Origin of the sequence: Mesorhizobium sp. M0195, assembly GCF_040322115.1 — a bacterium.
In the GTDB taxonomy this organism is placed as follows: Bacteria; Pseudomonadota; Alphaproteobacteria; order Rhizobiales; family Rhizobiaceae; genus Mesorhizobium.
Genome location: NZ_JAMYSV010000002.1, coordinates 382455 through 408363, shown reverse-complemented (window position 1 = coordinate 408363; position 25909 = coordinate 382455). Strand labels below are relative to the sequence as shown.

Sequence of the window (25909 nt, the reverse complement as noted above, 5' to 3'; positions counted from 1 at the left end):
CATGACCGACGCGACCGCTGCCTACGCGGCCGGGCTGCCGCGACGTCCCGACGACGCGCTGCGCGACGTCAAACGAGCCCACCGGCCATTCCCGCTCGTCCGGCTGGCGCTCTGGGCATTCACCGTCGCCGTCGCCGCCGGTTTCGCCTATATCGTCGCGGTCAACCCGAATTTCGGCTGGCCGGTGGTCGCCCAGTATTTCTTCGATCCGACGGTCATGCAGGGGCTTTCCGTAACGCTCGGCCTGACGGTCGTGGCGATGATCCTGGGCATCGTGCTCGGCCTGCTGCTCGCCATCGCGCGGATGTCGAAGGACAGGCTGGCATCCTTCCTCTCCGGCCTGTTCATCTGGTTCTTCCGCGGAACGCCGCTGCTGGTGCAATTGATCCTGTGGTACAACCTTTCGACGCTGTTTCCGCGCATTTCCATTGGCTTCGCCAGCTGGAACACCAACGACCTGATCACGCCTTTGACGGCCGCCGTTCTTGGTCTGGCGCTGAACGAGGCCGCCTACATGGCCGAGATCATTCGTGGCGGGCTGCTGTCGGTGGACAAGGGACAGGCCGAAACGGCTGAAGCCTTCGGCATGACCCGCGCGCGGGCCTTGCGGCGCATCATCATCCCGCAGGCGATGCGATCGATCGTCCCGCCGACCGGCAATCAGCTGATCAGCATGATCAAGGCGACGTCGCTGGTCAGCGTCATCGCCATGGCCGACCTGCTCTACTCGGTGCAGTCGATCTACAACCGCACCTTCGAAATCATTCCGCTGCTGATGGTTGCAGTGCTGTGGTACCTGCTGATCACCTCGATCCTCAATGTCGCGCAAGGCGCGATCGAACGTCACTACAGCCGCGGCGACCGCGGCGCCCGTGAGAAGACGGCGACCGCCACACTGGAGGCCGCCAATGAGCGCGCATGACACGCCCCTGGTCAGGGCACGCAACGTTCACAAGGCGTTCGGCCCGCTCGAGGTGCTGAAGGGCATCGACCTGGATGTCGCGCCTGGCGAGGTGGTGGTCATTCTCGGACCGTCCGGCTCCGGCAAATCAACCTTCCTGCGGTGCATCAATCATCTGGAGGCGATCGATCAAGGGTCGATTGAGGTGGACGGCGAGCAGATCGGCTACCGGCTGCACAACGGCCGGCTCGACAAACTCTCCGACCGGGCGATCGCGGCGCAGCGGCGCAAGATCGGCATGGTGTTCCAGCAGTTCAACCTCTATCCACACATGACGACCCTGCAGAACGTCATCGAGGCTCCGGTTGGCGTTCACCGGGAGAACCGCAAGGAGGCGATCGGCTACGCCCGCGAACTGCTGACCCGTGTCGGTCTGGCCGACAAGATCGACGCCTATCCGCGCCAGCTTTCAGGCGGCCAGCAGCAGCGGGTCGCCATCGCCCGCGCGCTCGCCATCCGCCCGAAATTGATGCTCTTCGACGAGCCGACGTCGGCGCTCGATCCGGAACTGGTCGGCGAGGTGCTCGCCACCATGCGCGATCTCGCCAGGCAGGGCTTGACCATGATCGTGGTCACGCATGAGATCGGCTTCGCCCGCGAAGCGGCGGATCGGGTGGTGTTCATGGACGACGGTAATGTGATCGAGGCCGGGCCTCCGGACGAGGTTCTCGCTAAACCCAGGCACCCGCGCACGCGGGCCTTTTTAAGCCGTTTCATCTGACAGCAAAGCCGGCACGATTACGTGCTCGGCCGGCAAAGGACCTTCGATGCCAAAGACCTCCAACCAGTTCGCCGACATTTCCGACTTCGCCGACAAGGCCGCGGAGCTTGCAGCGGCCCGCCAGCACCTGCACGCCCATCCCGAGCTTTCATTCCAGGAGCACGAAACCGCTGCATACGTTGCCGAACGGCTCGAAGGCTGGGGCTACGAGGTGACGCGCAATGTCGGCGGGCTCGGCGTCGTCGGCCGCTTGCGCCAGGGCAGCGGCCGCAGCATCGCCATCCGCGCCGACATGGACGCCTTACCGATTACCGAAGCGACCAATCTCCCTTATGCCAGCCAGGCCAGCGGCAAGATGCACGCCTGCGGCCATGACGGCCACACCACGATGCTGCTCGGCGCCGCCGAATACCTGGCGCGCACGCGGCATTTTAACGGCACGGTGAACCTCATCTTCCAGCCGGCCGAGGAAGCCGGCAAGGGAAGCGGGGCGCAGGCGATGATCGCCGACGGCCTGTTCGAGCGCTTTCCCTGCGATGCGATATTCGGGCTGCATAACCATCCGGGCGCGCCGACGGGTTCGTTCCTGATGCGCGCCGGGCCGCTGATGGCGGCGAGCGATACCGTCACGATCAAGATAACCGGGCGTGGCGGCCACGCCTCGCGTCCGCACCTGACGGTCGACCCGATCGTCGCTGCCGCCAACATCGTCATGACCCTGCAGACGGTGGTGTCGCGCAACGTCAACCCCATCGAGACGGCTGTCGTTACCGTCGGCACCATTCACGGCGGCACGGCCTCCAACGTCATCCCGGAACACGCCGAGATCGCGCTGAGCGTCCGCTCTTTCTCGGCCGAGATCCGCGACACGCTCGAGCAGCGAATTCGCAATATCGCAGCACTTGTGGCGCAGGCGCATGGCGCAACGGTCGAGATCGATTACGAGCGCGGCTACCCGGTGGTGATCAATTCCGAGGGCGAGACGTCCTTCGCGACAGACGTCGCTGTCGAGCTCGTCGGTCAGGACAAGGTGTCCGTCTGCCCGTTGATCCCCGGCAGCGAAGATTTTTCTTATTTCCTCGAACACAAACCCGGTTGCTTCCTGCGCCTCGGAAACGGCGAGGATTCAGCCATCCTGCACAGCCCGAAATACGATTTCAACGACGGCAATCTGACCGTCGGCGCAGCGCTCTGGGCTCGACTGACCGAGAGATTCCTGGCCATTTGATTCACATCTGCGGCTTGGATTGTCGATCGGCCGGTCGAGCAGAATTGGGGCGACCGGCCGCGCGACTATCAACGAACTCTCACCGCATTCCGCCTCTTCGAATAGGATAAGAGTTTCGCTCTCAGACGAACAAAAAGTCGCTCGTCGTCAGCGTGTTCGTAAAGTTTGCGAGAGTAACTTGATCGACTCCCGCGGTAATGATGGTGTCGGTTCCAGTTTGCGCAATAGTGAGATCATCGAACGATTGCACGCGCTCCACGCCGCTAAACACGATAGTGTCGCCTTGGGTCTGGCTGAAATCGTAGATGGTGTTTTGGGTTCCGACCGTCATGGAACCATCGTCCTTGAATATGAATTGGTCTCTGCCGCCCTGAGCCAACTCGCTCAGTTGCCCGTCGCCCCACATGTCATTGATGACCGTGCAGCCGGGTGCCGCGCTCCCGGCGTACAGGGTATCGTTTCCGCCCTTGGCCGAACCGGACATTTGCAGAGCGTCGCCGCACAGGAAGTTACGGACCTGGCCGCTTTCGCTGTTCTGGCCCCCAGTAAGAATGTCGTTGCCGCCCTGGGCGGAACCGGACATAGAGCGCGCGTCGCCGTATAACTCGTTTAGAACATCAGGAAAGGCGCTTTTGTCCCCGCCCGTCAGGGTATCATTGCCGCCCACAGCGCTGCCGAGCATCGTGACCGCATCGCCATACCCCAAATTATGAGTGCCTTGCAGCACGGCCACGTCGTCGCCCCCAAGCGCGTGATCGAACATACTGCCGCCCGCGTCCCCGTAGAACGTTATCTCCGAGCCACCCGCGCTCGTGAAAGTGTCGTTGCCGCCCGCGGCGAAACCGGAAAGATCACCGCCCGCATCGCCATAAAGAGTTTTGCTCCCGATCTCCCCACCCAGGTCCGTATAGTGGTCGTCGCCGCCCTGAGCATGGTCAGACATGTTGCCGCCGGCGTCACCGAAGAAGGTGTTGGTGGAAAAGAAGCTACCCGTGAAGGTATCGTTGCCACCCTTGCTGTAGGCCGACATATCGCCGCCGGCATCGCCGTAGAAAGTGTTGAAGGAGTCGGTCCTGCTCGTGAAATTGTCGTCGCCGCCTTGCGCATTGCCGGACATGTTGCTGCCCGCGTCACCGTAGAAAATGTTATTGGCTTCTATCGAGCCCTGGAAGGTGTCGTTGCCGCCCTTGCCATGGTCGGACATCTCGCCGCCCGCGTCACCGTAAAAGGTGTGATCGGCTCCTTGTCGAGTGCTGGTCACGAAAATGTCGTCGCCGCCTTGAGCAAAGCCGAACATGTTGCCGCCGGCGTCACCGTAGAACGTGTTGTCTACCCGTCTACCCACTTCACTGCTCAACGTATCGTTGCCGCCCTTGCTGTGGTCCGACATATCGCCGCCGGCATCGCCGTAAAAAGTGTTGAAGGAGTCGCCCTCGGCTCTAAAACTGTCGTCTCCGCCCAGAGCATGAACGAACATGTTGCCGCCGACGTCACCGTAGAAGACGTAGGTGCCCAGCGAGGCGCCTGTGAAACTGTCGTCGCCGCCCTTGCTGTGGTCCGAGCTATCCTCGCCGGCATCTCCGTAAGCAGTGGTGGTGGAGGATGGCGATCCCGTGAAGATGTCGTTGCCACCCCTCGAGAAATCTAGCAGGCTGCCGCCAGCATCGCCGATTAAAATGTTTGTATTTAGATCGCCTGCGAGGACGTCATCGGTGCCCCGTTGACGATCTACTAGATCACCGGGAGTAAAGGGAACGCGTATAGCCATTGTTCGCTCTCCTGTTGAGCCTGCCCGTCCGATGACAGCCGTACGATGTGAGGTAACAGCGAGCAATCATCCCGAATGGCTATATCTTTAGGCGTAGGGATCGGTGCCTCGTTAACGGCGCGCTTGGCGGCAGCTTCCTGAGGCCGTCCTATTCCGGACTATCCCAGCCTTGCGCGAGCCTTCGCCGTCCAGGCGTTGAACAGCCGGTCGGCGACGATGCCGATGAAGGCAATGGCCAGGCCGGCGACGATGCCGCGGCCGGAATCGGCCTTGGACAGGGCGATGAACACCTCCTGGCCGAGATCGCGGGTGCCGACCATGGCGCAGATGATGATCATCGCCAGTGCCATCAGGATCGTCTGGTTGACGCCAAGCATGATCTCTGGAAGGGCCAGCGGCAGCTGCACGCGAAAGAAGGTCTGCCGCCTGGTGCAGCCGGACACCTTCGCCGCCTCGATCAGCGCCGGCGGCACCTGCCGGATGCCGTGATTGGTGTAGCGGATCGCCGGCACCACGGCGAAGGCGACGGTGGCGATCATCGCGGTGACGTCGCCGACTCTGAACAGCATCACCACCGGAATGATGAAGCAGAACGACGGCAGCACCTGCAGCGTGTCGATGACCGGCGTGACGGTCTTTTCGAAGCGGTCGCTGCGCGATGCCATCAGCCCGATCGGAATGCCGATGAGGCAAGCGATAAAGGCCGAGATGCCGCACAAATAGACCGTCGCCATGGTCTTTTCCCAAAGGCCGGTGACGGCGCAGAACGCTGTCAATGCCGCGACCAGGGCGGCGAGGCGGAAGCCGCCGAGCTGGTATCCGGCAAGGCCAAGGAGACAAACCGCGCCCAGCCACGGAAAGCCCTCGCAGAAGGCGCGCACCGGGTTCAGCACGTTGAGGATAAGCGCCACGCGGAACGCTTCGATCGTGTCGAAGAAGTTGATGGTGATCCAGTTCACCGCCGCCTTCCACAAAGGCGCGGTGGTGAAGGTGATCGCCTTCGGCACCGCGGCGAAGGCCGGCACGAACAGGCCGAGCAGCGTGGTGACGGCGAGAATGGCGACGGCCAGCGTCAGGTTGGGATAACGCCGCCAGAAGCTGGTGCCGGCCTGATGGCGGACATTGCCCTTGGCGTGATTGTGCGCGATCGCCTGGCTCAGCCGGTCGAGTGCAATCGCCAGTGCGACGATGGCGAGGCCAGCTTCCATCGCCTCGCCGACCTTGAGCGCGCGCAACGCCAAAAGCACGTCATAGCCGAGCCCACCGGCGCCGATCATCGAGGCGATGATCACCATATTGAGCGCCAGCATGATGACCTGGTTGACGCCGACCATCAATGTCGGCCGCGCCGACGGCAACAGCACCCGCCACAGCTTCTGCCGTGCCGTGCAGCCGGCCATCTCGCTGAAATCGTCGATCTCCGACGGCACCCGCGACAGGCCGAGCATCGTCGCCCGCACCATTGGCGGCGTCGCGAAAATTGCCGTCGCGATCATTGCCGAGACCGGGCTGTTGCCGAACAGAAGCAGCATCGGGATGAGATAGGCGAAGGTCGGGATCGTCTGCATCAGATCGAGGGCAGGGGAGATCAACAGCCTCTCCGCCCAGGGCTTGCGCCATGCCCAGATGCCGGCGAACAGCCCGGTGACAATGCAAAACGGCACAGCGATCGAGATTAAGCCCAGCGTCAGCATGGCGCTGGTCCACTGCCCGAACAGCGCGATGTAGAGAAAACAGCCGCCGGCCAGCGCACCCAGCTTCCAGCCGCCGGCGGCGCGTCCGGCAAGGTAGGCGGCAGCGCAGACGCCGACCCAGGACAGGCGCGGCAACACGACCATATCGGCGCCATGGCCGATCTTGAAATTTTTGGCCAGAAGAGCGAGCGCGAAATCGAGCGGCACGCCGAGCACCGCGGTGATCGAACGGGTCAGCCAGGAGAAATTCGACTTCACCCAGTTCATCAGCGCACCGACCCAGTCTGCGACAGGAACGATCGCGCCGGCCGGGTAATTGACCGCCCAGGGCAGGCTTTCCTGCAGCAGGAAGACGACAAGCACGGCGGCGAGCGCGCAGGCCCAGATCGCCAGCCAGGTTTGAACCGGCCGGGGCCTCGCTGCGCTGGCGCTTGCCGTGACCGTCATGCGCCGGCCCCACGACGTTCTATGCCGGCCAGAAGATCGATCACCGCCTGCGGCGTGACTAAGCCGATCGGCTTGCCGGTGCCGTTGACCACCGCGAAGGGCTTGCCGGCAGAGACGATATCAGCCGAGAAACTGGCGATCTTGGCATCCGGCGCGACCGTGCCCCCGTACTCGGCGCCGTCGCAGGCGCGCATCAGGCTGCGCGCCGATATCACCTTGGCGCGATCGACATCGCGGGTGAATTCGGCGACGTAGTCGGTCGCCGGGTTGACCACCAACTCTTCCGGCGTGCCGATCTGGATGACCTCGCCGTCCTTCATGATGGCGATACGATCGGCTAGCCGGATGGCCTCGTCGAAATCATGGGTGATGAAGACGATGGTCTTGTGCAGCATGGTCTGCAGCCGCATCAGCTCGTCCTGCATCTCACGGCGGATCAGCGGATCGAGGGCCGAGAACGGTTCGTCGAGGAACCAGATTTCCGGCTTCGTGGCGAGGCTGCGGGCGATGCCAACACGCTGCTGTTGTCCGCCGGAAAGCTCGCGCGGATAGAAATGCTCGCGGCCGCGCAAGCCAACCAGCTCGATGACTTCACCGGCCCGCTTCTCGCGCGTCGGCCGGTCCTGCCCCTGGATGCCCAAGGGAAAGGCGATGTTCTCCAGTACGTTGAGATGCGGCAGCAAGGCAAAATTCTGGAACACCATACCCATACGGTGGCGTCGCAGCTCGATCAGCGCGGCATCGGAAATCTTGAGCAGGTCCTTGCCTTCAAACTCGACCTTGCCGTGGGTCGGCTCGATCAGCCGCGACATGCAGCGCACCAGCGTCGACTTGCCTGACCCGGAAAGTCCCATGATGATGAAGATCTCGCCCTGGCGGATTTCGAGATCGACGGCGCGCACCGCCCCAACCAGTCCGGCGGCGGCGATGTCCGTCATGCTGGCCTTGCCGTCGCGCCGGCGGATGAAATTGGCCGCGTCCGCGCCAAACAGCTTCCAGACATTGCGACAGGCAAGTTTTATCGGGCGTGCATCGTTGCCCGCTTTCGACGCCTGTTCAATCGTATGGCTCATTCAATCGTCCTTCTGGAATAGGGGATCGAGACCCGGCCCTGAGTGGCCGGGTCGTCGCGTTTCCAGTCAGACGGTCACTCGGCCCAGGCTTTCCAGTCGGCTTCGTGGGCGGCGATCCAGGCGGCGGCGACGTCTTCCGGCGTCTTGCCTTCGAGATCGATCTCGCCGCTCATCTTGTTGAGCTCGTCGGTATCGACCGTGTAGTTTTTCGCGACCTTGTAGGCGACCGGCCATTTGTCCTTCATGCCGGCCCAGGAATATTTCCAGATCTCGCCATGCGGCTTGCCGCAGTCATATTTGGCATCGGGGTTCACGCCCCATTTCGGGTCGTTGTAGCATTCCGGCGTATAGTCGGGGAATTCGACCCATTCGCCCTTGTATTTGGCCGGCGCCCAATGCGGCGAATAGATCCACAGCATGATCGGCGCCTTGCGCTGATAGGCCGAGTCCAGTTCGGCGAACATCGCCGCATCAGTGCCGGCATGGATGACGGTGAAGGGCAGTTTCAGCGCCTCGACGCGTTCGTCGTCAAAACCTTCCCATGTCACGGGTCCGCCGAGATAACGCCCCTTCGGCGCGGTTTCGGCGGTCGAGAACGCTTCGGCGCATTTCGGGTCTTTCAGCGCCTCCCAGTTAGGCAGGCCGGGGCATTTCTCTTTCATATACTCGGGAAACCACCATTCTTCCTTGGCCTTGGGTCCGAGCTTGCCGAGGCGTTCGGTCTGGCCCGTCGCGTCCGAGGCCTTCATCGCCTCGCCGGCCGTCGTGTCCCAGAATTCCAGGCCGACATCGATGTCGCCATTGGTCAGGCCGGTGGTCAGGCTGGAGAGATAGTCGGCGGTCGGGTACTCGACGGTGTAGCCGAGCTTTTCGAGGATGCAGCCGAGGATCTTGGCGTTCAGATTGACGCTGGTCCAGTCGAACAACGCGATTTTGATCGGGTCGTTGGATTCCGGCGCTGCCGCATAGGCCGAAGACGTCAGCGCGCTCGCCGCGGTAAGTATTAAGGCTCCCATTGAGAAACTCGAAATCATGCTCCGAAGTGACATGCTTGTTCTCCTGTCAAGCTCTGGTGAAGTTATTGTTCGTTCCCTTCTTGCGTCTTTTTTTGATTGTGTTGGAAAAGCTGGTCGTTGCGCAAGGGCGTTGGCGCCAGATTGCTGCCGGCGCTGAAGCGGCGCAGAGCGGATGGTGCCCAATTTTGTGAAACCGTGCCGGAGAGGACCGTGTCATGGCTGCCGATGGATTGCGGCCAAGGCAGTCCGCGGATCGATCGCCGGTCTGGCGGCGCTCTGAAAGATGCGAGCCATCACGGTCCCATGATCTCAGCTGTCGGGCTGGCGAACCCATCTCGCCAGAGCCGTTTCATGGGATGAAATTATATATACCAACATTCATGTCTCGCAACGCATTATGCCGTCACGGTCATGCAATTCGGACAGGGCACTGGCGCCCGAGTATCCTCACGACATGATCAGGCCGCCATCGACATTGATGGTCTGGCCGGTGATGTAGGCCGCATCGTCGCTGGCGAGAAAGCTGACCAGGCCGGAGACGTCCTCGCCGCTGCCGGCGCGGCCCATCGGGATGTTCTTCACCCATTCGGCCATCAGCTCGCCGGGCTTGTAGTCGCCCATCAGCTTGCCCCACGCGGCGTCGTTATAGGCCCACATGTCGGTGTCGATGATGCCGGGGCAGATCGCGTTGACGGTGATCTTCTCCTTTGCCACTTCCTTGGCGAGGCTCTGGGTGATGCCGACGACGCCGAATTTCGAGGCCGCATAATGCGGCGTGTAGATAAAGCCCTGCCGCGCCTGGCCGGATGCGGTGTTGATCAGCCGGCCGCCGTCGCCATGCTTGCGTATGCGCGCGATCGCCTCCTGGCAACACAGGAACACGCCCTTGGTGTTGACCGCCATCACCTTGTCCCATTCGGCCTCTGTCATCGCCTCGACCCTGGCGATTGTGATGACACCGGCATTCTGTACGGAGATGTCGACGCGGCCGAACTGTTGCTCGGCCAGGTCATAGAGGGCGACGACCTCGTCCTTCCTGGTCACGTCCATGCGCAGCGATGCGACCCTGGCGCCCGCAGCCTTCAGGTCGGCGGCAACCTCATCGACGCGCGTGTCGATGGCGCTGATGACGACTGCCGCACCTTCCGCGGCGAAGCGCCCGGCCATTGCCGCCCCAATGCCGCCGCTGGCGCCGGTGATGACCGCCGTTTTTCCCTGGAATCGCTTCTGCATCTTTTCTCCTACCAGCAGACGAAGCCGCCATCGACGATCAGGTCGATGCCGGTGACGAAACTCGAGGCGCGGCTGGCCAGGAACACGGTCGGGCCGACCATCTCTTCCGGCGCCGCCATGCGGCCCATAGGGGTGTCGCGCTCGAAGATTTTGACCTGGTCGGCGACCTCCGGCCGCTTGTTCATCGGCGTCAGCGTGTAGCCGGGGCTGACGACATTGACGCGCAGGCCGCGATCGGCCCATTCCATGGCCAGGCTCTTCGACATGTGGATGACCGCGGCCTTCGACGAATTGTAATGCGCCTGGGTCAGGCCGCGATTGACGATCGAGCCCGACATCGAGGCGATGTTGATGATCGAGCCCTTGCGCCGCGTCAGCATGGCGCGGGCCTCGGCCTGGCAGGACAGGAACACGCCGCTGACATTGACGTCATAAAGCTTCTGCCATTTCTCCAGCGACAGCGTCTCGGCCGGCTCAGCTCCGGCGACGCCGGCATTGTTGACGGCGACCGTCAGCGCGCCGAGTTCCTTCTCCGTACGCTCGATCGCGGCCGCGAGATCGGCCTCTGACGTCACCGTGCCGTTCAGCACCAGCGCCTTGCGGCCAAGTGCCGTGATCCGGTGCGCGGTCTCCTCCAGCCCGCCTTTGGAGGCGTGGCCGAAGCAGGCTATGTCGGCGCCGGCCTCGGCCAAGCCGATGGCGATTGCTTGGCCGATGCCGCTGCCGGCGCCTGTAACAAGTGCCACGTCACCATGAAGTTCGAATAGTTTCATCGTCGGTCCCTCTGTTCCAACCGCCGTCCTCCGGAAATAAAGGGGCGCCAACTCTGTTGCTGGCGCCCCGCGCGGTCTGGTGCCCGGGAGGATACCACCTGCTGCGCTCTGTTTCGATGGGCCGTCCTAGCTTGTGGCGAGTTCCATCACGGCGACATTGCTCGCTTCGCTGCGGTCGAGAATGCCGCGTTGCCGGCCGCGGCTCAGTACCAGCACGCGATGCGACAGGCCGAGCACTTCCTCGAGGTCGGAACTCACCACCACCACCGCCATGCCGGAACGGGCAAGGTCGGCGATGACATCATAGATCGCGGCGCGTGCACCGACGTCTATGCCGCGCGTCGGCTCGTCCAGGATGAACACCTTTGGCGGGCGCGACACCCATTTGGCGATGATCACCTTCTGCTGGTTGCCGCCGGAGAGCTTGCTGACCGCCTGGTTCGGCCGGCCCTTGACGCCGAGCCGGCGAATGCCGGCCTCGGCGAATTTCTGCACCGCCTTCGGGAACACCCAGCCATTCGGCGCGACATGGTCGAAATTGCCGATCGCCAGGTTCTCGCCGATCGTCTGGTCGAGCACCACGCCTTGCGCCTTGCGGTCTTCCGGTACGAGAACGACGCCGGCCCTGATCGCCGCCGCCGGGCCATTGAGATGCACCGGCTTGCCGGCGACGCGCACCGAACCCGATGAGATCGGATCGGCACCGGCGATCGCCCGCACCAGCTCCGTGCGTCCGGCGCCGATCAGCCCGGCAATGCCGAGGATTTCGCCGGCCCGCACTGAAAAGCTGACATTTTGAAAGCTGCGTTCCGGCGAGGACAGGTTCTCGACCTCGAGCAGCGTGTCGTTGCCCGGCGCCGATACCGTAGGGAACATCCGCTCGACGCTGCGGCCGACCATCTGCTCGACCACGGTGCGCACCGGAATGTCGGCGCGCTCGTGCCGGGCGACGATGCGCCCGTCGCGCATCACCACCACGCGATCGGCGATTTGGGCGATCTCGTCCAGCCGGTGGCTGATATAGATGAAGGACATGCCTTCCGCCTTGAGCTTGCGGATTTGCTGGAACAGGAGCTCCGTTTCCTCGCCGCCAAGGGCGGCCGTCGGTTCGTCGAAGATCAGCAGCTCGGCATTGAGCGTCAGCGCCTTGGCGATTTCGACCTGCTGCTGGGCGGCGATACGCAGCGTGCGCACTTTGCGCTCGGGCGAGACATCGAGGCCGAGGCGCTTCAACTGGGCCGATGCCCGTGCATTCATTGCCGCGCGGTCGATGCGGCCGCCGCGCATCGGCAGGCGCCCCACATAGACGTTTTCGGCGACCGACAGATCGGGCAAGAGCTTCAGCTCCTGGTGGATCATGCCGATGCCGGCGTCGATCGCCGCGGCAGGATTGGCGGGGGAATAAGGGTTCCCCCGCCAGGTGATGGTGCCGGCATCGGGTTTCGTCGACCCGGCGATGATGTTCGAGACGGTCGACTTGCCGGCGCCGTTTTCGCCAAGCAGCGCCACGACCTCGCCCGGCCGCACCTCGAAGCTCGCATCGGCCAGGACCTGCACTGGCCCGTAGCTCTTGCAGAGGCCGCTGACGACGAGCCCGTTATGGGGGCTGTGCGTATGGCGAGGATCGGTGGACATCGTTGCGCTCGCTGACTGCCGGACTGGTCTTAATCAGGGATGCTTGGCGATGAACTGCTCGACATTGTCCTTGGTGGTCAAAGTCGCATCCTGCAGCTGTTCGGCGGGAATGGTCTCGCCGGCCACCAGCTTGATTGCCGCGTCGACGGCAAGCCGGCCCATGCCTTGCGTCTGCTGCGTTGCCGTCACGTCGAAGACGCCGTCCTTTAGTGCCTTGAGCGCCGCCACGTCGCCGTCGAAGCCGGCAACCCAAACCTTGTGGCCAGGATTGGCGACCTTTACCGCCTGCGCCGCACCGAGCGCCAGCGCGTCGGCCTGGCCGATGACGATCGACACGTCCGGATGCGACTGCAACAGATCCTGCGTCAGCTTGAAGCCTTCGTCCTGGTGCCAGCCTTCGCTCCACAATTCGCCGACCACCTTGATGTCGGGATAGCCCTTCAATGCTTCGCCACAGCCCTTCGAGCGATCGACCTCGGGCGTCGTACCCTTCTGGCCGTGGATGATGATCAACTCGCCCTTGCCGCCGGCCTGCTTGGCGATGTAGTCGCAAACCGCCTTGGCCGATGCCACGCTGTTGGTGGCGATGAAGGTGTCGCCGGGTGCGCCGTCGGCGTTGCGATCGACATTGATGACAGGGATGCCGGCCGCCTTGGCCGTCTTGGTCGGCACGGTGGCGGCGGTGGCGCCGGCCGGAATGTAGATCAGCGCGTCGATGTTTTGCGTGATCAGGTCCTGCACCTGGCTGACCTGGGTCGCCGAATCGCCCTTGGCATCGACGGTAACGACCTCTATGCCCTTTTCCTTGCCGTAGGCTTCGACGGACTGCTTGATCTGGTTGAAGAAGTCGGCCTGCAGATTGGCGACGGCGAGGCCGAGCTTCTTGGCCTCCTTGGCCGACGCCATATCGGACAGGCCAAGCAGCGGGATGACGGCCGCGGCGGCAAGCAGCAATGAACGTTTGGTCAGCATGTTATTCCTCCGTTGATGTTCAATCTGTCCTGCCCGCGCATCGCGGCGCCCCTTGGCCGAACAACTCCCAGTTTCGGATCACCGATCCGTTTTCGCCCGAATATCCGGGTGAATCTCATTGAGCCCAATTCTTCATTGTGCCCCATTCTTCATTGTGCTCGGCGCCGCCAGGTGTCGGTGGCCACTGCCAGCGCGATCACCACGCCGATAACCACTTGCTGGATGAAGGGCGAGACACCGAGCAGGTTCAGCCCGTTGCGCAGCACGCCGATGATGAGGACGCCGATGGCGGTGCCGCCGATCGAGCCGACGCCGCCCGACAGGCTGGCGCCACCGATCACTACCGCCGCGATGGTGTCGAGTTCGTAGCCGAGGCCGGAGCTCGGCTGGACGGAATCGAGCCGCGCGGCAAGCACGATGCCGGCGAGACCGGCCAGTACGGCGCAGATCGCATAGACCCAGTTCGTCAGCGACTTGACCGGTATGCCGGACAGCCGGGCGACTTCGGCACTGCCGCCGATTGCGTACAGGCTACGGCCGGTGGCGCGGTAGTTGAGGAAGATCGCGAAAACGACGGCAAGCACGATCATCAGCCCGACGGTGACCGAGAGGAAGCCGAAATGCCGGATGATCGACAGGCTGGTGAACCAGTCGGGAAAGCCGACGATCTGCGAGCCGTCGGTGATCATGTTGGCGAGACCGCGCGCCACCGACATCATCGCCAACGTGGCGATGAAGGGTGGCAGCTTGGTGATCGTGACCAGCAGGCCCGAAACCAGGCCGCAAAGACCGGCGACGACGAGGGCCGCGGCGATGCCGGCGGGCAGGCCGAGATTGAGATAGTCCGGATGGGCGACGAAGCCCATCACCATGGAAGCCAGTGCCAGCACCGAGCCGACGGACAGGTCGATGCCGCCGATCAGAATGACCAGCGTCATGCCGATCGCCATGATGCCGAGCACGGTGACCTGGTCGAGCACGTTGAGGATGTTGCGGACGGTCAGGAACGTGTCGGTGGTCAGCGAGAGCGCCAGGCACAGCAGAACCAGCCCGATCAGCGGACCCATGGTTCCGGCAAAGACAGCTGAAAACCTTGCGCCCGCCGTAGCCTGCGCGCCAGAGCCTGCCTTCAACTCGCTTGCCTTCAAATTGCTTGCGTCGTTGCTCACAGCCACTTTCTCTCCTCCACAGCAATCCGGCACTGCATCACCGGGCCACTTTGCTCACCAGGCTCCTCCCTGTGAACAATTTATCTTTAACATGCAATTTTGTTCAGCTAAACTGTTCGTCGGAAAATTGTCAAGGCCTGCCGCTTCATTCGACGACGGGTTTGCGCTGTCCGCCGGTTTGCCTTACGCAAGGTCTCCGAAATCTTGGGCATTTCGAAGTCGCCGGATTGGAATATCCTGAGCAGAGCCGGCGGCTGCGGCAAGGCAAACAGATGACGATCGTAGAGAACGAAAGAGCCCCGCGCTTCCCCGACGCCGAACTCAAGGCCCGCGCCGCCTGGCACTATTATGTCGAGGGTCTTACACAGGAGCGGATTTCCGAAATTCTCGGCGTCGGCCGCATCAAGGTGCATCGCATTCTCTCCGCCGCCCGCGAAGAGGGTGTCGTCCAGTTTCGCATCCGCGACAGCGTCGTCGAATGCGTGATTTTGGAGGAAAGCCTCAAGCAGCGGTTCGGGCTCAGCCAGGCTGTTGTGGTGCCGTCGGCGGCCGACCGAAGCAACGCGCCGCTGATGATCGGCCACGCCGCCGCCGCCTACCTGGCCGACCATGTGAATGCCGGCGATGTCATCGCACTGGGCTGGGGGCGGACACTGAAATTCGCCATCAATGAATTGCCGCGGCGGCCCATCGCCAGGACGACGGTGGTTTCGATGCTTGGCGGCCTCACCCATGCCCAGCCGCTTAACCCGACAGAAAGCGCTTGGGATTTCGCCGAAAAGATCGGTGCGGAGTGCTTCCTGCTGCCGGTGCCGGTCTATGCCGACAGGCCGGAGCAGCGCGACGCTTTCATGAGCCAGCGCAGCGTTCAGGACGTCGTCTTCCGTGCACGCCGGGCAAACATCGCCGTGCTCAGCGTCGGCTCGTTTTCCAACGACAGCCCGATCGCCAATTACGGCTTCATCAAGCCAAGCGAACTCGAGGAACTGCAGGCGGCCGGTGCCGTCGGCGATATTCTGTGTCATTTCATCGACGCCGAGGGCCGCCCGGTCGACCACGAGGTCAACCGCCGCGTCTGCGCCTATCCGCTGCAGGATCTGTCGGATATCCCGAGCATCATCCTGGTGTCGGGAGGCAGCGAAAAGGTAGCGGTAATGCGGGCTGCGCTCGCCAACACCAAGGTATCGGTTCTGATCACCGACGAAGACGCGGCCAAGGGCCTGCTCAACCGCTAGATTTCGCCGAGAGCGCTGAGGCGGGTGTGGATGTCGCGCGTCGCCTGATAAAGGTCGCGGTAGATTTCCTTGCGGCTGCGATAGGCGGCGACAAGCCCGTCGACCGGATCGACATGCCTGGTGGGAGCGGCAGCCATTGCCTGCGCGGCGGCTTCCGGCGAGGCAAACCAGCCGACAGCCGCTGCCGCCAGCATGGCAGCGCCGAGTGCGGCGGCTTCGTTGACCGGCGAAACCGAGAGCGGCCGCTCGAGCACGCTTGCCATGATCTGCATGAGCAGCGCGCAATTGGTGCCGCCGCCGGCGGCAATCATCGCCGCCGGTCCGCCGGCCTGGGCTTCCATGGCCTCGGTGGCGACGGCCTGCTCGAAGGCGATGCCTTCCAGGACAGCGCGGAAGAGATGCTCCGGCCGGTGATCCAGCGACAGGCCGACAATTGCGCCGCGCGCCGCACCGTCCCAATACGGGCTCATGACGCCGGCCCAATAGGGCATGATGAGCAGGCCCTCGCTACCCGCGGCAACATCCAGCGCCACTTTCTCCAGCGCTGCCGCCGAGGGCGAACCGGTGGTTCGCACGATCCAGTCGACCAGCTGCATGCCCGAGCGCAGCACGGTCTCCAGCATGAAACCGGAGCCGGTCGGCGAGACCAGCGTGCGAAAGGCGTCCGAGGTTTTCACCTTGCCGGAATAGCAGCCGCTGACCACGCCGGAGCCGAGCGAGAGGTAGCTCTTGCCCTCGCCGTAGACGCCCATGCCGAGACCCATCGCCTGACCGTCTCCGGCGCCGGCAACGACCGGCGTGCCGGCCCTCAGGCCGGTCAGCTGCGCTATGCTTCCGGAAAGACTGCCGCAGACCACGCCTGGTGCGACCAGCTCGGGCAATTGCTTCATCTGCAGTCCGGCGGCCGCAACGAGGCGGGGACGCCAGGTACCCTTCTCGACGTCGAGCAGCCCGAGCGGATCCGCACTTGCGGTGCTGGTGACCAATCGCCCGGTCAGCCGCTGGACGAAGAAGCCGTGCACGTCGACCAGTGCCGCTGCCTGGCGAAGCACTTGCGGCTGGTGCTCGGCAAGCCAGGCAATGGCGTAGAGCGCCGGCGTCGGGTCCGGCGGCTTGCCGCTCCAGTCGCGGATCGCCTCGCGGCCGAGTTCGGCCGAAAGCCTGATAACCTGCGGCCGGGCGCGTTCGTCGAGCCACAGGATCGCCGGCATGAGTGCTTTGCCGGCGCTGTCCACCAGCGTGAAGGTCTCTCGCTGGTGAGCGATGCAGATCGCCGCCACCCGCGCAGCGCCGACCGCCTCGGTGACCTGCTTCAATGCGCCAAGCAGCGCCGTCCACCAATGTTCGGCGTCCTGCTCGAAATGGCCGGGCTTCGGATTTGAAAGCGGGTACGGCTCGCGCGCCTGGAACAGCTCCTCGCCGTCGCGCGCGAAGGCAATCGCCTTCACGGCCGTGGTCGAGGCGTCGATCCCGATTACGACATCGTCCATCAGGCGGAGATCCGGCGGGGTCAGGCTGCGTTTGTAACGAACCGTCCGTCCGACTGGTCGAGACGGCGGCGGATCTGGGTTATCACCATCGAATCGTCGGGTACACAATTTTCATAGGTCAGGAAGTCGCCGGTCTTGAGCGGCTTGACCACCTTGGCGCGTTCGGCAAGGCCGAGCGGCAGGGCGCCACGGGCGCGCGCATCCCCCCAGGTCATGGCGAAGCCGCGATAGTCGTTCTCGCCGATCATGCCGAGCGACTGGCCAACGCCAAGATCGCTCTTGGCGACCGCGACCGCCTCGGCCACAGGATGGTCGAGCGGCTCCATGTCGGCCCGCTTGTAGACCACGGCGCGCGCCGCCGACAGCGGCACTTCCAGGCTGGTCAGATGATAGGGCCGGAAGATCGTAAAATAGGGCCCCTTGCCGACCTTGAGGTCGATCATGCGCTCCAGCACACGCGGATGCCGGGTCTCGATGATGCAGAACACGCCGGGCGCCACACCCTTGCCGATCGAGTAATCGACAACGCCCTTGCGATGCAGCACGCCGCCATCGTCGCGCGGGCAAAGCACGCTGGCCAGTTCCTCCAGCGTCGCGGTCGGGCCGTGCATGCCCGGCACGTCGGGCACCAGCCCGGTCGCATTCGCGATCGCCACCATCTCGATCGCCGTCTTCGAGCCGTCGACGAATTCGACCAGCATGCGCGCATTCATGTTGCGCTCGGCCGCCTCCTTCTCGTAGTCGGCCGGCATGGCGTCGATCTTCAGCGGATTGTTCTTGCCCTTGCCGGCGGCGATGATGTTGAAGCCGAGGCTTTTGGCAAAGCCGATGATCTCCAGTGTGCAGGCCGGCTCGTCGCCGGCCGCACCGGTATAGACGACGCCGGCCTTGCGTGCCTCCTCCTTCAGGAAGCGGCCGATGGTGATATCGGCCTCGACATTGAGCATGACGATGTGCTTGCCGTTCTTCATCACTTCCAGCGCGAACAGCGTGCCGATATTGGGATTGCCCGTCGCGTCGATGATGACGTCGATCCGGCCGGCCGCCGCCAGCGCATGCAAATCTTCGGTCACCGCGATCTTGCCCGCCTCGATGGCGCGGTCGATCGCGCCCGCATTGCCGGCTTGGACGATGTCGGAACGGTCATGGCCAGCGAGCAGCGCCGCGTCGATCGCTGCCTGCGGCCTGACTTCGGAAATAGCGCCGATCCGCATGCCCGGCATCAGCGCGACCTGGACGACGATGTCGGTGCCCATCTGCCCGGCGCCGGCAAGTCCGATAGTGATCGGCCCCTGCTGTTCAGCGCGCTGCAGAAGTTCCGCTGCAAATTGCGGATGGGACATGTCGCTTCCTCCAGTTCCTGACGCGCCGCAGCGTCGAAATCAACGTTTTGAACATTTCTATTTGCAAATGAAAAATATTTCAACCGGCAATTGGACATTGTCGCTCTGCAATCGGCGATGACGATTGGATGAGCGGTCAATCCACACGGCCGTGCCTCCGCAGTCAGAAGGACGCGGCATATTCAGGTTGATTCGGTGCAGCCTTGTGCAGTTCAGCTGCCGATTTCGAAGAAGGGCGCACCGAGCAGGCCGGGAACGACATCGATGCCGAGGCCCGGCCCATCCGGAATGCCCATACGGCTTCCCGAAACCGGCGGCATGTTGGATGCGGTGCGCACCGTCACCCATTCGTGAAAGGCGATAGCGTGCAGCCGGCGCTCCTCCGGCGTCGACAGCGACAGATGCGCCATGGCCGATGTGTCGATCTCGGCGCCGCCAGTGTCCTCGACCGTGATCATGAAGCCGAGGTCGACGGCAAGGTCGCGGATCTGGCGCGTTTTGGTGACGCCGCCAAGGCGTGAGATCTTCAGCGTCAGCCCGTCGGCGGCGCCCTTGCGATGGATGTCGAGCATATCGTCAAGCGAGGCGACGGATTCGTCGAGCACCATCGGCTTGTCGAGCGAGCGGCGCACCGACAGGCATTCGTCGATCGTCGTGCAGGGCTGCTCGAACGTGTAGTCGATGTTGCGCGTCGCATCGGCGAACTGGCGCGCCTGGTAAGGCGTCCAACCGGCATTGGCGTCGCAGAAGATGACGGTGCCCTTCGGCACGGCGGCGGCGACGGCTGTGACGCGTTCGATGTCGTCATGGACGTTGCCGCCGACCTTGACTTGCAGCCGGTGAAAGCCGTCGTTGAGGATGCGCTTGGCGAGTGCGGCCATCGCGTCGACGGTGCCGTGGGTGACGACCTTGTAGAGTTCGGCCGTCTCACTTTCGCGCCCACCGAGCAGGGTGACCAGCGGCACGTCGGCGGCGCGCGCCGCGAGATCCGAGCATGCCATGTCGAGCGCCGACTTGATGTAGGGATGGCCCTTGAACACCGTGTCCATCAGCCTGTTGATACTGGCAAGCCCGCGTGGGTCATGGCCAATGAGATGCGGTGCGATCTCGACGACGCCGGCGCGCGTGCCGGCGGCGAAGGCAGGCGAATAGAAGTTGCCGAGCGGCGCCATCTCGCCCCAGCCGGTGAGCCCGCTATCGGCGGTGACGGCGACGATCACCGCGTCGAACGCATCGGCGACGCGCCCCTTGGACATACGATAAGGCCCGTCAACGAAGGGCTGCACGACATGATAGGCCTTGATGGTTTTGATCTGCACGTTTTCTGTCCGTTGCCTATTTTCCGGGATGACCACCAGAATTGTCTGGCTCAGCCGCCTTCAGGCGGTCCGGCACGATTGGCGCCAGCACCCTTTGAGCCGCGCTGTTCCAGCCCGCGCGCATAGGCGAGCAGTTCTTCGAAATCGAAATCGATGTGCTCCTTGGCGTGGCGCTGGGCAGCGCGCATGTCGCTGCCCTTGAGCAGCCGTACATAGGTCTCGTGAGCATCTTCGGCAGGCACCGGCTCGTTGCGCGCCCGCTGGTGCAGCGCGAAATACATCTGCAGCCGGCTGGTCAGCCGCTGCCACGTTTCAAGCAGCACCGAATTGTCGGCCCATTCATGGATCAGGCCATGCAGTTGCAGCGCGGTTTCGATCTGCCGCGTCGTGTCCAGTTCGCGCGTCGCCTGCTTCACCGCCGCATGGCGTCGGTCGATCTCGTCGAAGAAGCGCTCGTCGCGAAGCGGCCAGGTCCGCGCGATGGCGAATTCGTCGAGCACCTTGTTGAGCGAATAGGCATCGTCGATATCCTTCGCGGTAACGTCGATGACGAAGGTTCCGGCGTAAGGAATGCTGGTCAGGATGCCTTCCTGCACCAATTCGCGCATCGCCTCGCGCAGCGGCGCGCGGCTCACCCGCATCTGCTCGGAAATCCTGAGTTCGTTGAGCTTCTGCCCAGGTTCCAACTGGCCGGTCAGGATCGCCCGCCGGAGCAGCGCCACGATCTCGGCGCGTCTTGTCGTGTCGGCGATCGGACTGAAATCCAGCGTTGCCATTCCGGCTGCTCCAGCAAACCGGAAGGAAAAACAGATTGTCGACAATCTTACAAGAGGCTGGTTGTGGATTTCTTAACTTCCGCTTGGCCGGCGGCTTGCGGCGCAGGCAAGGCCGTCAGGCCGCACGGCCGCAGAACCGACCCCGCTGAACATCACGCCGGCTTCTCGAAGCTGGCGTATGTAGCGCCTTCCCCAAGGAATTGCGTAAAACGAAACATAGCAAAACGGCGCCCTTGGCGTGGGAGCCGAGGGCGCCGCGGGACCGGACCTGATGGGGGTTATCAGGTGGCCGGTTTCTCGGGCAGCGGCGAGACCGGCATTCCCGGGCCGATCTTCTGCAGATTGCCGGTAATGACCCGGTCGCCTTCGGCCACACCGCTCAAGATGGCGACCTGATCGCCATTGGTCGGTCCGAGCGAAACGATACGCTGGTCGACCGTGTTGTCCTTGCCGACGACATAGAGATATTTGCCGAGCTGGCCTGAGCCTAGTGCCGTCTGCGGTACCATCAGCGCATCGGGCTGCTCTTTGACGTGCAGCCGGACGCGGACATATTGGCCGGGGAGCAGCGTGAACTTCGCGTTGCCGATCGTCGCCCGTGCCGTGATCGTGCCGGTCGAGCGATCGATCGTGTTGTCTATGAAGGTAAGATCGCCCTTCTGGCGCGGTTCCGTTTCACCGGGAAGCAGGACATCGACACTGATCGGTCCCGCGGCCCGGGCTTCCTCGATCTGTGTCAGGTCCGTTTCGCTCGGATTGAAGGTGACGTAGATCGGATCGAGCTGCACCAGCGAATTGAGCACCGTGCCGGCAACGCTGACCAGCGTTCCAACGGATGCTTGGCTGCGTCCGATGCGTCCCGCGAACGGGGCGCGGATTTCGGTATAGCTCAAATTGAGCTCGGCGGTGCGCAAGGCGGCCTGGTTCACGGCGAGCGAGGCCTGAGCCTCACGCAAGGTGCTGGTGCGCTGGTCGAACACGTCCTTGGCGAGATAGCCGCTCTTGGCGAGCTCGCTGCCGCGCCCGAGATTGGAGCGCGCATAGTCGAGTGTTGCCGTGTCGCGCTGGATAAGCGCCTTCGCCTGCTCGAGGGCAGCCTGGAAATCCTCAGGGGCGATCTTGTAGAGAAGGTCGCCCTTCGCAACGTCACTGCCGTCGATGGCGACCTGCTCCTGCAGGTAGCCCGGCACGCGCGCCTGCAGCGTGATGCTGCGGATCGGCTCCACCCGGGCGGCGTAGTCGAGATAGATCGGGATCGTCTTCTTGACGACGCTCACCACCGGCACCGGCATGACGAAGGCTTCCGGCTTGGGTGTTGCCGCCCCGGCTGTGCCGGCGTTGAGGCTGAGGCTGCCCATGTCGAGCAGGTGAACGCTCGCCACCGAAATCGCCCCAAGGGCGACGGCCGTTCCCAGCGCGATTTTCCATTTACGCATGATCAATTCTCCAGTCCTATTCAGCCGCTTCGGCCAGGGGCTCGAAGGCGGGTTCGGCAGTTGGTTGTTCGGTCGCTTCGGAAACCGGTTCGCTCTCGCTGCGGCGCTCGCGCAGTTGCTCGATCACCGCATAGAAGACCGGCACGAACACCAGCGACAGGATCGTCGCCGCGACCATGCCGCCAAAGACGGTGGTGCCGATCGACTGCCGGCTTGCGGCACCCGCACCTGTGGCGAACATCAGCGGCAGCACGCCGAGGATGAAGGCGAAGGCGGTCATCAGGATCGGTCGCAGCCGAAGCCGCGCCGCTTCCATTGCGGCGTCGACGATGCTGAGGCCTTCTTCGCGCCGACGCCGGGCAAACTCCACGATCAGAATCGCGTTCTTGGCCGCCAGTCCGATCAGCATGACGAAGCCGATCTGCGAATAGACGTCGATCTGCATGCCGCGCAGCCACAGCACGACGAACGCACCGAACAATGCGAGCGGCACCGCCAGCAGCACCATGAACGGCATCGCCCAGCTCTCATACTGCGCGGCGAGGATCAGGAAGACGAAGACGATTGCAAGGCCGAAGACGACGGATGCGATCGATCCTGCCTTGAGCTCCTGATAGGTGATGCCGGTCCATTCGTAGCCGAAATCTCTCGGCAATGCCGTGGCAGCGGCACGCTCCATTGCCGCCACCGCCTGGCCGGACGAAAAGCCGGGGGCGGCGCCGCCATTGATCAGCGCCGACGCATTGTTGTTGTAATGCGGCACGGTCTCGGGGCCGACGATCGGCACAAGCTTGCCCAACGTGCTCAACGGCACCATGCCACCCGACGCATTGCGGACATAGAGCCGCGATATGTCGGCCGGACCGGCGCGAGAGTCCTTGTCGGCCTGGATCGTCACCCGGAAGGTGCGGCCGAACAGGTTGAAATCGTTCACATAGAGCGAGCCGAGATAGATCTGCAGCGTGTTGAAGACGTCCGGCAGGTTGAGCCCGAGCAGCTTCGCCTTGGCGCGATCGAGATCGTAGTTGAACTGCGGCGTCGAGGTCGAGAACGACGAGAACAATTGCTGCGGGTTGAGCTCCGGCTGCTTGCGCGCCTCGGCAATCACGGCTTGCGTCGCATCGTTGAGCGCCACGCTGCCGCGGCCGGTCAGGTCCTCGACCTGGAACTCGAAGCCACCGGTGGTGCCGATGCCCGGGATCGACGGCGGGTCGAAGCTCAGCGCAAAAGCCTCCGGAATTTGCAGCAGCTTGTTGCGCACGTCGGCGACGAGTTTCGAGGCGCTCTGGTCGGGGCCGCGTTCGTCCCATGGCTTCAGGATCGCGAATTCGACCGCCGAGTTCGACTGCGCGGCACTGGTCAGGAAATTCAAGCCGCTGATCGAGCCGACGATGTCGACGCCGGGCGTGTTTTGCAGGATGTCGCGCGCCTTTTGCGCCACCGCATCGGTGCGTTCCAGCGAGGCCCCGTCCGGGAGCTGGATGACGACGAAGAAATAGCCCTGGTCCTCGACCGGAAGGAAGGTCGACGGCAGGCGCTGCCAGACGAAATAGGTCGCGACAAGTCCGGCCGCGAACACGCCGAGCATGATCCAGCGCAGGCGGATGAGAATGCGTACGCCATTCGCATAGGCATGCGCCAGCCGTTCGAAGCCCATGTTGAACCAGCGGAACAGCACGAACTGTGTTTCCGGCCGGTGGCGCAGGAAGGCGGCGCTGAGCGACGGGGTAAGCGTCAGCGAGACGAAGGCCGAGATGCCGAAGGAGATCGCCACGGTCAGGGCGAACTGGTTGTAGAGTCGGCCGGACACGCCGGGAATGAAGGCGACCGGCACGAACACGGCCATCAGCACGGCGGTCGTGGCGATGATCGGGCCAGTGACCTCGGCCATCGCCGTGCGCGTGGCAGCCAGAGGTTTGAGGCCGGCCTCAAGTTGGCGTTCGACATTCTCGACGACGACGATGGCGTCGTCGACGACGAGGCCGATCGCCAGCACCATGCCGAGCAGGCTGAGCATGTTCAGCGAGAAGCCAAGCATATGCATGACGGCCAGCGTCGTTACCAGCGACACCGGAATTGCGATCGTCGGGATGATCGTGGTGCGCCAGCTTTGCAGGAAGATGAACACCACGGCGACGACCAGGACCAGCGCTTCGCCGAGCGTGATCAGCACGTCGTGCATTGAGGCCGAAACGAAACGTGTCGTATCGTAATGCATGGCGTAGCTGACGCCCTTCGGGAAACGGCCCGACAGCTCCTGCATCTTGTCCTTGACGCGCTGCTGCAGATCGAGCGCGTTGGAGCCCGGCATCTGGTAGACCGCGAGCACCACCGTCGGGTCCTTGCCGAAGAAGGCCGACGACGAATATTGCAGCGCACCGAGTTCGATGCGGGCAACGTCGCGCAGCCTGACCAGCGAGCCGTTGGCGGTATTGGCCCGTACGACGATGTCGCCGAACTCCTTGGGATCGCTCAGCCTGCCGACGGCGTTGACCTGCATCTCGAAGGCAGTGCCGGCCGGAGCCGGTGATTGCCCGATCTTGCCGGCCGCCACCTGGACGTTCTGCTCGGCGACGGCGTTCTGCACGTCGACGGCAGTAATGCCGAGATTGGCGAGCTTGTCGGGGTCGAGCCAAATGCGCATCGAATAGCGCCGCTCGCCGAAGATCTGCACGTCGCCGACGCCGGGCAGCCGCTTCAGCGGATCGACCACCTGCAGATAGGCGAGATTGCTCAGCGCGACCGGATTGACGGAACCGTCCGGCGAGGTGAGGTCGACGATCAGGACGAAGTTCGGGTTCTGCTTCTTGATCGTCACGCCGCCCTGATTGACGATGGCCGGCAGCGAGGAAGCCGCCTGCGAAACGCGGTTCTGGACGTCGACGGCCGCCGTGCTCAGATCGTAGCCGACGTCGAAGGTGATGGTGATCGTCGACGAGCCGTCATTGGAGCTCGACGACGACATATAGATCATGCCTTGGACGCCGTTGATCTGCTGTTCGAGCGGTGTCGTCACCGTGTCGGCGACGACCTGCGCGCTGGCGCCCGGGTAGTGAGCACTGACCACGACCTGGGGCGGCGTGATGTCGGGAAATTGCGAGACCGGCAGAAGGAAATAAGAGATTCCCCCGGCGAGCACCATGATGATGGCGATCGCCGACGCAAAGATCGGACGATGGATGAAGAAGTTTACCATGAGATGCACGCCTCGCCCGATGCTCTGGCCCGGCCGAAGGCCTTGGCCACCCTGGACAGTCGCCGGCTGCGCGTCGAGCCGGAATCTTCGAGAAAGCCGAAATCTTGCAGGGGGCGACGCGGCGCATTGCGGCGCTCGGCCTGCTCGTCCGCCAGCGTACGCAGCATCGCCTCGAAAGACCGCGGGTCGACGCGGTCGGCTTTCATCAGCATGCGGATCATCGGATCCCTCACGACTTCATCGATCGTCAGATCATTGCGCTGCGACATCGAAGCGGCTCCTGGTTTTGGCGATCCGCGGCGAGCCGCGGATCGGGTGTTCTCTTGCTCGCCGGCCGAGGCCGTGCGGTGCGGTTCGTGCCCTTGCCGATCGGGGCGGGGCTGATGGCCGGCACTTGCGAGTTTGACATGATGCAATGCGGGTG

At 63.5% G+C, this 25909-nt stretch carries 20 protein-coding genes; 4 read left to right on the top strand and 16 right to left on the bottom strand.

Annotated features, from left to right (window positions below):
• Position 1: 1 nt before the first annotated feature.
• Genes NKJ12_RS06790 through NKJ12_RS06780 form a run of 3 tightly spaced genes read left to right on the top strand, consistent with a single transcriptional unit; the run spans position 2 to position 2910 of the window.
• Entirely contained in the window at positions 2-922 is a 921-nt protein-coding gene (locus tag NKJ12_RS06790) for an amino acid ABC transporter permease (RefSeq protein ID WP_352701718.1), read from the top strand.
• A complete protein-coding gene (locus NKJ12_RS06785; RefSeq protein ID WP_352701716.1) occupies positions 909-1682 on the top strand; it encodes an amino acid ABC transporter ATP-binding protein in 774 nt (257 codons plus the stop codon). Before NKJ12_RS06790 ends, NKJ12_RS06785 begins: the two co-directional genes overlap by 14 nt.
• Before the next feature lie 46 nt (positions 1683-1728).
• Positions 1729-2910: a M20 aminoacylase family protein gene (locus NKJ12_RS06780; RefSeq protein WP_352701713.1), complete on the top strand. Its 1182-nt coding sequence runs from the start codon at positions 1729-1731 to the stop codon at positions 2908-2910.
• Between the two features lie 121 nt (positions 2911-3031).
• Here NKJ12_RS06780 and NKJ12_RS06775 read toward each other — a convergent pair whose 3' ends face one another.
• From NKJ12_RS06775 to NKJ12_RS06735, 9 genes are all read right to left on the bottom strand, one after another.
• The gene (locus NKJ12_RS06775; protein WP_352701711.1) at positions 3032-4678 is read right to left on the bottom strand and encodes a hypothetical protein; all 1647 of its coding nucleotides are present in this window, start codon (positions 4676-4678) and stop codon (positions 3032-3034) included.
• A gap of 158 nt (positions 4679-4836) precedes the next feature.
• Complete coding sequence (locus tag NKJ12_RS06770) at positions 4837-6819, bottom strand: ABC transporter permease (RefSeq protein WP_352701708.1); 1983 nt, start codon at positions 6817-6819, stop codon at positions 4837-4839.
• Complete coding sequence (locus tag NKJ12_RS06765) at positions 6816-7892, bottom strand: quaternary amine ABC transporter ATP-binding protein (protein ID WP_352701706.1); 1077 nt, start codon at positions 7890-7892, stop codon at positions 6816-6818. The genes NKJ12_RS06770 and NKJ12_RS06765 overlap by 4 nt, the downstream gene beginning before the upstream one ends.
• Positions 7893-7966: 74 nt before the next feature.
• Entirely contained in the window at positions 7967-8941 is a 975-nt protein-coding gene (locus tag NKJ12_RS06760) for an ABC transporter substrate-binding protein (protein WP_352701704.1), read from the bottom strand.
• 414 nt (positions 8942-9355) lie between these two features.
• Positions 9356-10141: an SDR family oxidoreductase gene (locus tag NKJ12_RS06755; RefSeq protein ID WP_352701702.1), complete on the bottom strand. Its 786-nt coding sequence runs from the start codon at positions 10139-10141 to the stop codon at positions 9356-9358.
• 8 nt (positions 10142-10149) lie between these two features.
• Positions 10150-10914: an SDR family oxidoreductase gene (locus NKJ12_RS06750; protein ID WP_254820379.1), complete on the bottom strand. Its 765-nt coding sequence runs from the start codon at positions 10912-10914 to the stop codon at positions 10150-10152.
• Between the two features lie 126 nt (positions 10915-11040).
• Positions 11041-12549, bottom strand: coding sequence for a sugar ABC transporter ATP-binding protein (locus NKJ12_RS06745; RefSeq protein ID WP_352701699.1), 1509 nt, complete (start codon positions 12547-12549; stop codon positions 11041-11043).
• Between the two features lie 33 nt (positions 12550-12582).
• The gene (locus NKJ12_RS06740) at positions 12583-13521 is read right to left on the bottom strand and encodes a sugar ABC transporter substrate-binding protein (protein ID WP_254820381.1); all 939 of its coding nucleotides are present in this window, start codon (positions 13519-13521) and stop codon (positions 12583-12585) included.
• Positions 13522-13670: 149 nt separating this feature from the next.
• Positions 13671-14654 (bottom strand): ABC transporter permease, encoded by a 984-nt coding sequence (locus NKJ12_RS06735; protein WP_502905701.1) that lies wholly within the window; start codon positions 14652-14654, stop codon positions 13671-13673.
• A gap of 308 nt (positions 14655-14962) precedes the next feature.
• Here NKJ12_RS06735 and NKJ12_RS06730 point away from each other — a divergent pair, with 308 nt between their 5' ends.
• Positions 14963-15925: a sugar-binding transcriptional regulator gene (locus NKJ12_RS06730; protein ID WP_352473400.1), complete on the top strand. Its 963-nt coding sequence runs from the start codon at positions 14963-14965 to the stop codon at positions 15923-15925.
• Here NKJ12_RS06730 and NKJ12_RS06725 read toward each other — a convergent pair.
• The 7 genes from NKJ12_RS06725 to NKJ12_RS06695 all read right to left on the bottom strand — a co-directional run bounded on the left by NKJ12_RS06725 (position 15922) and on the right by NKJ12_RS06695 (position 25754).
• Positions 15922-17415, bottom strand: a complete 1494-nt coding sequence (locus NKJ12_RS06725; RefSeq protein WP_352701694.1) for a xylulokinase — start codon at positions 17413-17415, stop codon at positions 15922-15924. The genes NKJ12_RS06730 and NKJ12_RS06725 overlap by 4 nt on opposite strands.
• A 20-nt stretch (positions 17416-17435) precedes the next feature.
• A complete protein-coding gene (locus tag NKJ12_RS06720; RefSeq protein WP_352701692.1) occupies positions 17436-18758 on the bottom strand; it encodes an NAD(P)H-dependent oxidoreductase in 1323 nt (440 codons plus the stop codon).
• 212 nt (positions 18759-18970) lie between these two features.
• Positions 18971-20077, bottom strand: coding sequence for a mandelate racemase/muconate lactonizing enzyme family protein (locus tag NKJ12_RS06715; RefSeq protein ID WP_352701689.1), 1107 nt, complete (start codon positions 20075-20077; stop codon positions 18971-18973).
• Positions 20078-20127: 50 nt separating this feature from the next.
• Positions 20128-20853, bottom strand: a complete 726-nt coding sequence (locus NKJ12_RS06710; RefSeq protein ID WP_352701687.1) for a GntR family transcriptional regulator — start codon at positions 20851-20853, stop codon at positions 20128-20130.
• Positions 20854-21134: 281 nt separating this feature from the next.
• Positions 21135-22289: an efflux RND transporter periplasmic adaptor subunit gene (locus NKJ12_RS06705; protein WP_254820387.1), complete on the bottom strand. Its 1155-nt coding sequence runs from the start codon at positions 22287-22289 to the stop codon at positions 21135-21137.
• Between the two features lie 16 nt (positions 22290-22305).
• Entirely contained in the window at positions 22306-25485 is a 3180-nt protein-coding gene (locus NKJ12_RS06700) for an efflux RND transporter permease subunit (RefSeq protein ID WP_352701685.1), read from the bottom strand.
• Entirely contained in the window at positions 25479-25754 is a 276-nt protein-coding gene (locus tag NKJ12_RS06695; RefSeq protein WP_254820389.1) for a hypothetical protein, read from the bottom strand. The genes NKJ12_RS06700 and NKJ12_RS06695 overlap by 7 nt, the downstream gene beginning before the upstream one ends.
• Positions 25755-25909 lie beyond the last annotated feature (155 nt).

Bases quoted from the DNA above. Each gene is read 5' to 3' on its own strand.
- NKJ12_RS06750 (WP_254820379.1), bottom strand. From the start codon at position 10,914: ATGAAACTATTCGAACTTCATGGTGACGTGGCACTTGTTACAGGCGCC.
- NKJ12_RS06770 (WP_352701708.1), bottom strand. From the start codon at position 6,819: ATGACGGTCACGGCAAGCGCCAGCGCAGCGAGGCCCCGGCCGGTTCAA.
- NKJ12_RS06740 (WP_254820381.1), bottom strand. From the start codon at position 13,521: ATGCTGACCAAACGTTCATTGCTGCTTGCCGCCGCGGCCGTCATCCCG.
- NKJ12_RS06705 (WP_254820387.1), bottom strand. From the start codon at position 22,289: ATGCGTAAATGGAAAATCGCGCTGGGAACGGCCGTCGCCCTTGGGGCG.
- NKJ12_RS06730 (WP_352473400.1), top strand. From the start codon at position 14,963: ATGACGATCGTAGAGAACGAAAGAGCCCCGCGCTTCCCCGACGCCGAA.
- NKJ12_RS06755 (WP_352701702.1), bottom strand. From the start codon at position 10,141: ATGCAGAAGCGATTCCAGGGAAAAACGGCGGTCATCACCGGCGCCAGC.
- NKJ12_RS06765 (WP_352701706.1), bottom strand. From the start codon at position 7,892: ATGAGCCATACGATTGAACAGGCGTCGAAAGCGGGCAACGATGCACGC.
- NKJ12_RS06775 (WP_352701711.1), bottom strand. From the start codon at position 4,678: ATGGCTATACGCGTTCCCTTTACTCCCGGTGATCTAGTAGATCGTCAA.
- NKJ12_RS06745 (WP_352701699.1), bottom strand. From the start codon at position 12,549: ATGTCCACCGATCCTCGCCATACGCACAGCCCCCATAACGGGCTCGTC.
- NKJ12_RS06760 (WP_352701704.1), bottom strand. From the start codon at position 8,941: ATGTCACTTCGGAGCATGATTTCGAGTTTCTCAATGGGAGCCTTAATA.
- NKJ12_RS06725 (WP_352701694.1), bottom strand. From the start codon at position 17,415: ATGGACGATGTCGTAATCGGGATCGACGCCTCGACCACGGCCGTGAAG.
- NKJ12_RS06710 (WP_352701687.1), bottom strand. From the start codon at position 20,853: ATGGCAACGCTGGATTTCAGTCCGATCGCCGACACGACAAGACGCGCC.
- NKJ12_RS06780 (WP_352701713.1), top strand. From the start codon at position 1,729: ATGCCAAAGACCTCCAACCAGTTCGCCGACATTTCCGACTTCGCCGAC.
- NKJ12_RS06720 (WP_352701692.1), bottom strand. From the start codon at position 18,758: ATGTCCCATCCGCAATTTGCAGCGGAACTTCTGCAGCGCGCTGAACAG.
- NKJ12_RS06700 (WP_352701685.1), bottom strand. From the start codon at position 25,485: ATGGTAAACTTCTTCATCCATCGTCCGATCTTTGCGTCGGCGATCGCC.
- NKJ12_RS06785 (WP_352701716.1), top strand. From the start codon at position 909: ATGAGCGCGCATGACACGCCCCTGGTCAGGGCACGCAACGTTCACAAG.
- NKJ12_RS06695 (WP_254820389.1), bottom strand. From the start codon at position 25,754: ATGTCGCAGCGCAATGATCTGACGATCGATGAAGTCGTGAGGGATCCG.
- NKJ12_RS06790 (WP_352701718.1), top strand. From the start codon at position 2: ATGACCGACGCGACCGCTGCCTACGCGGCCGGGCTGCCGCGACGTCCC.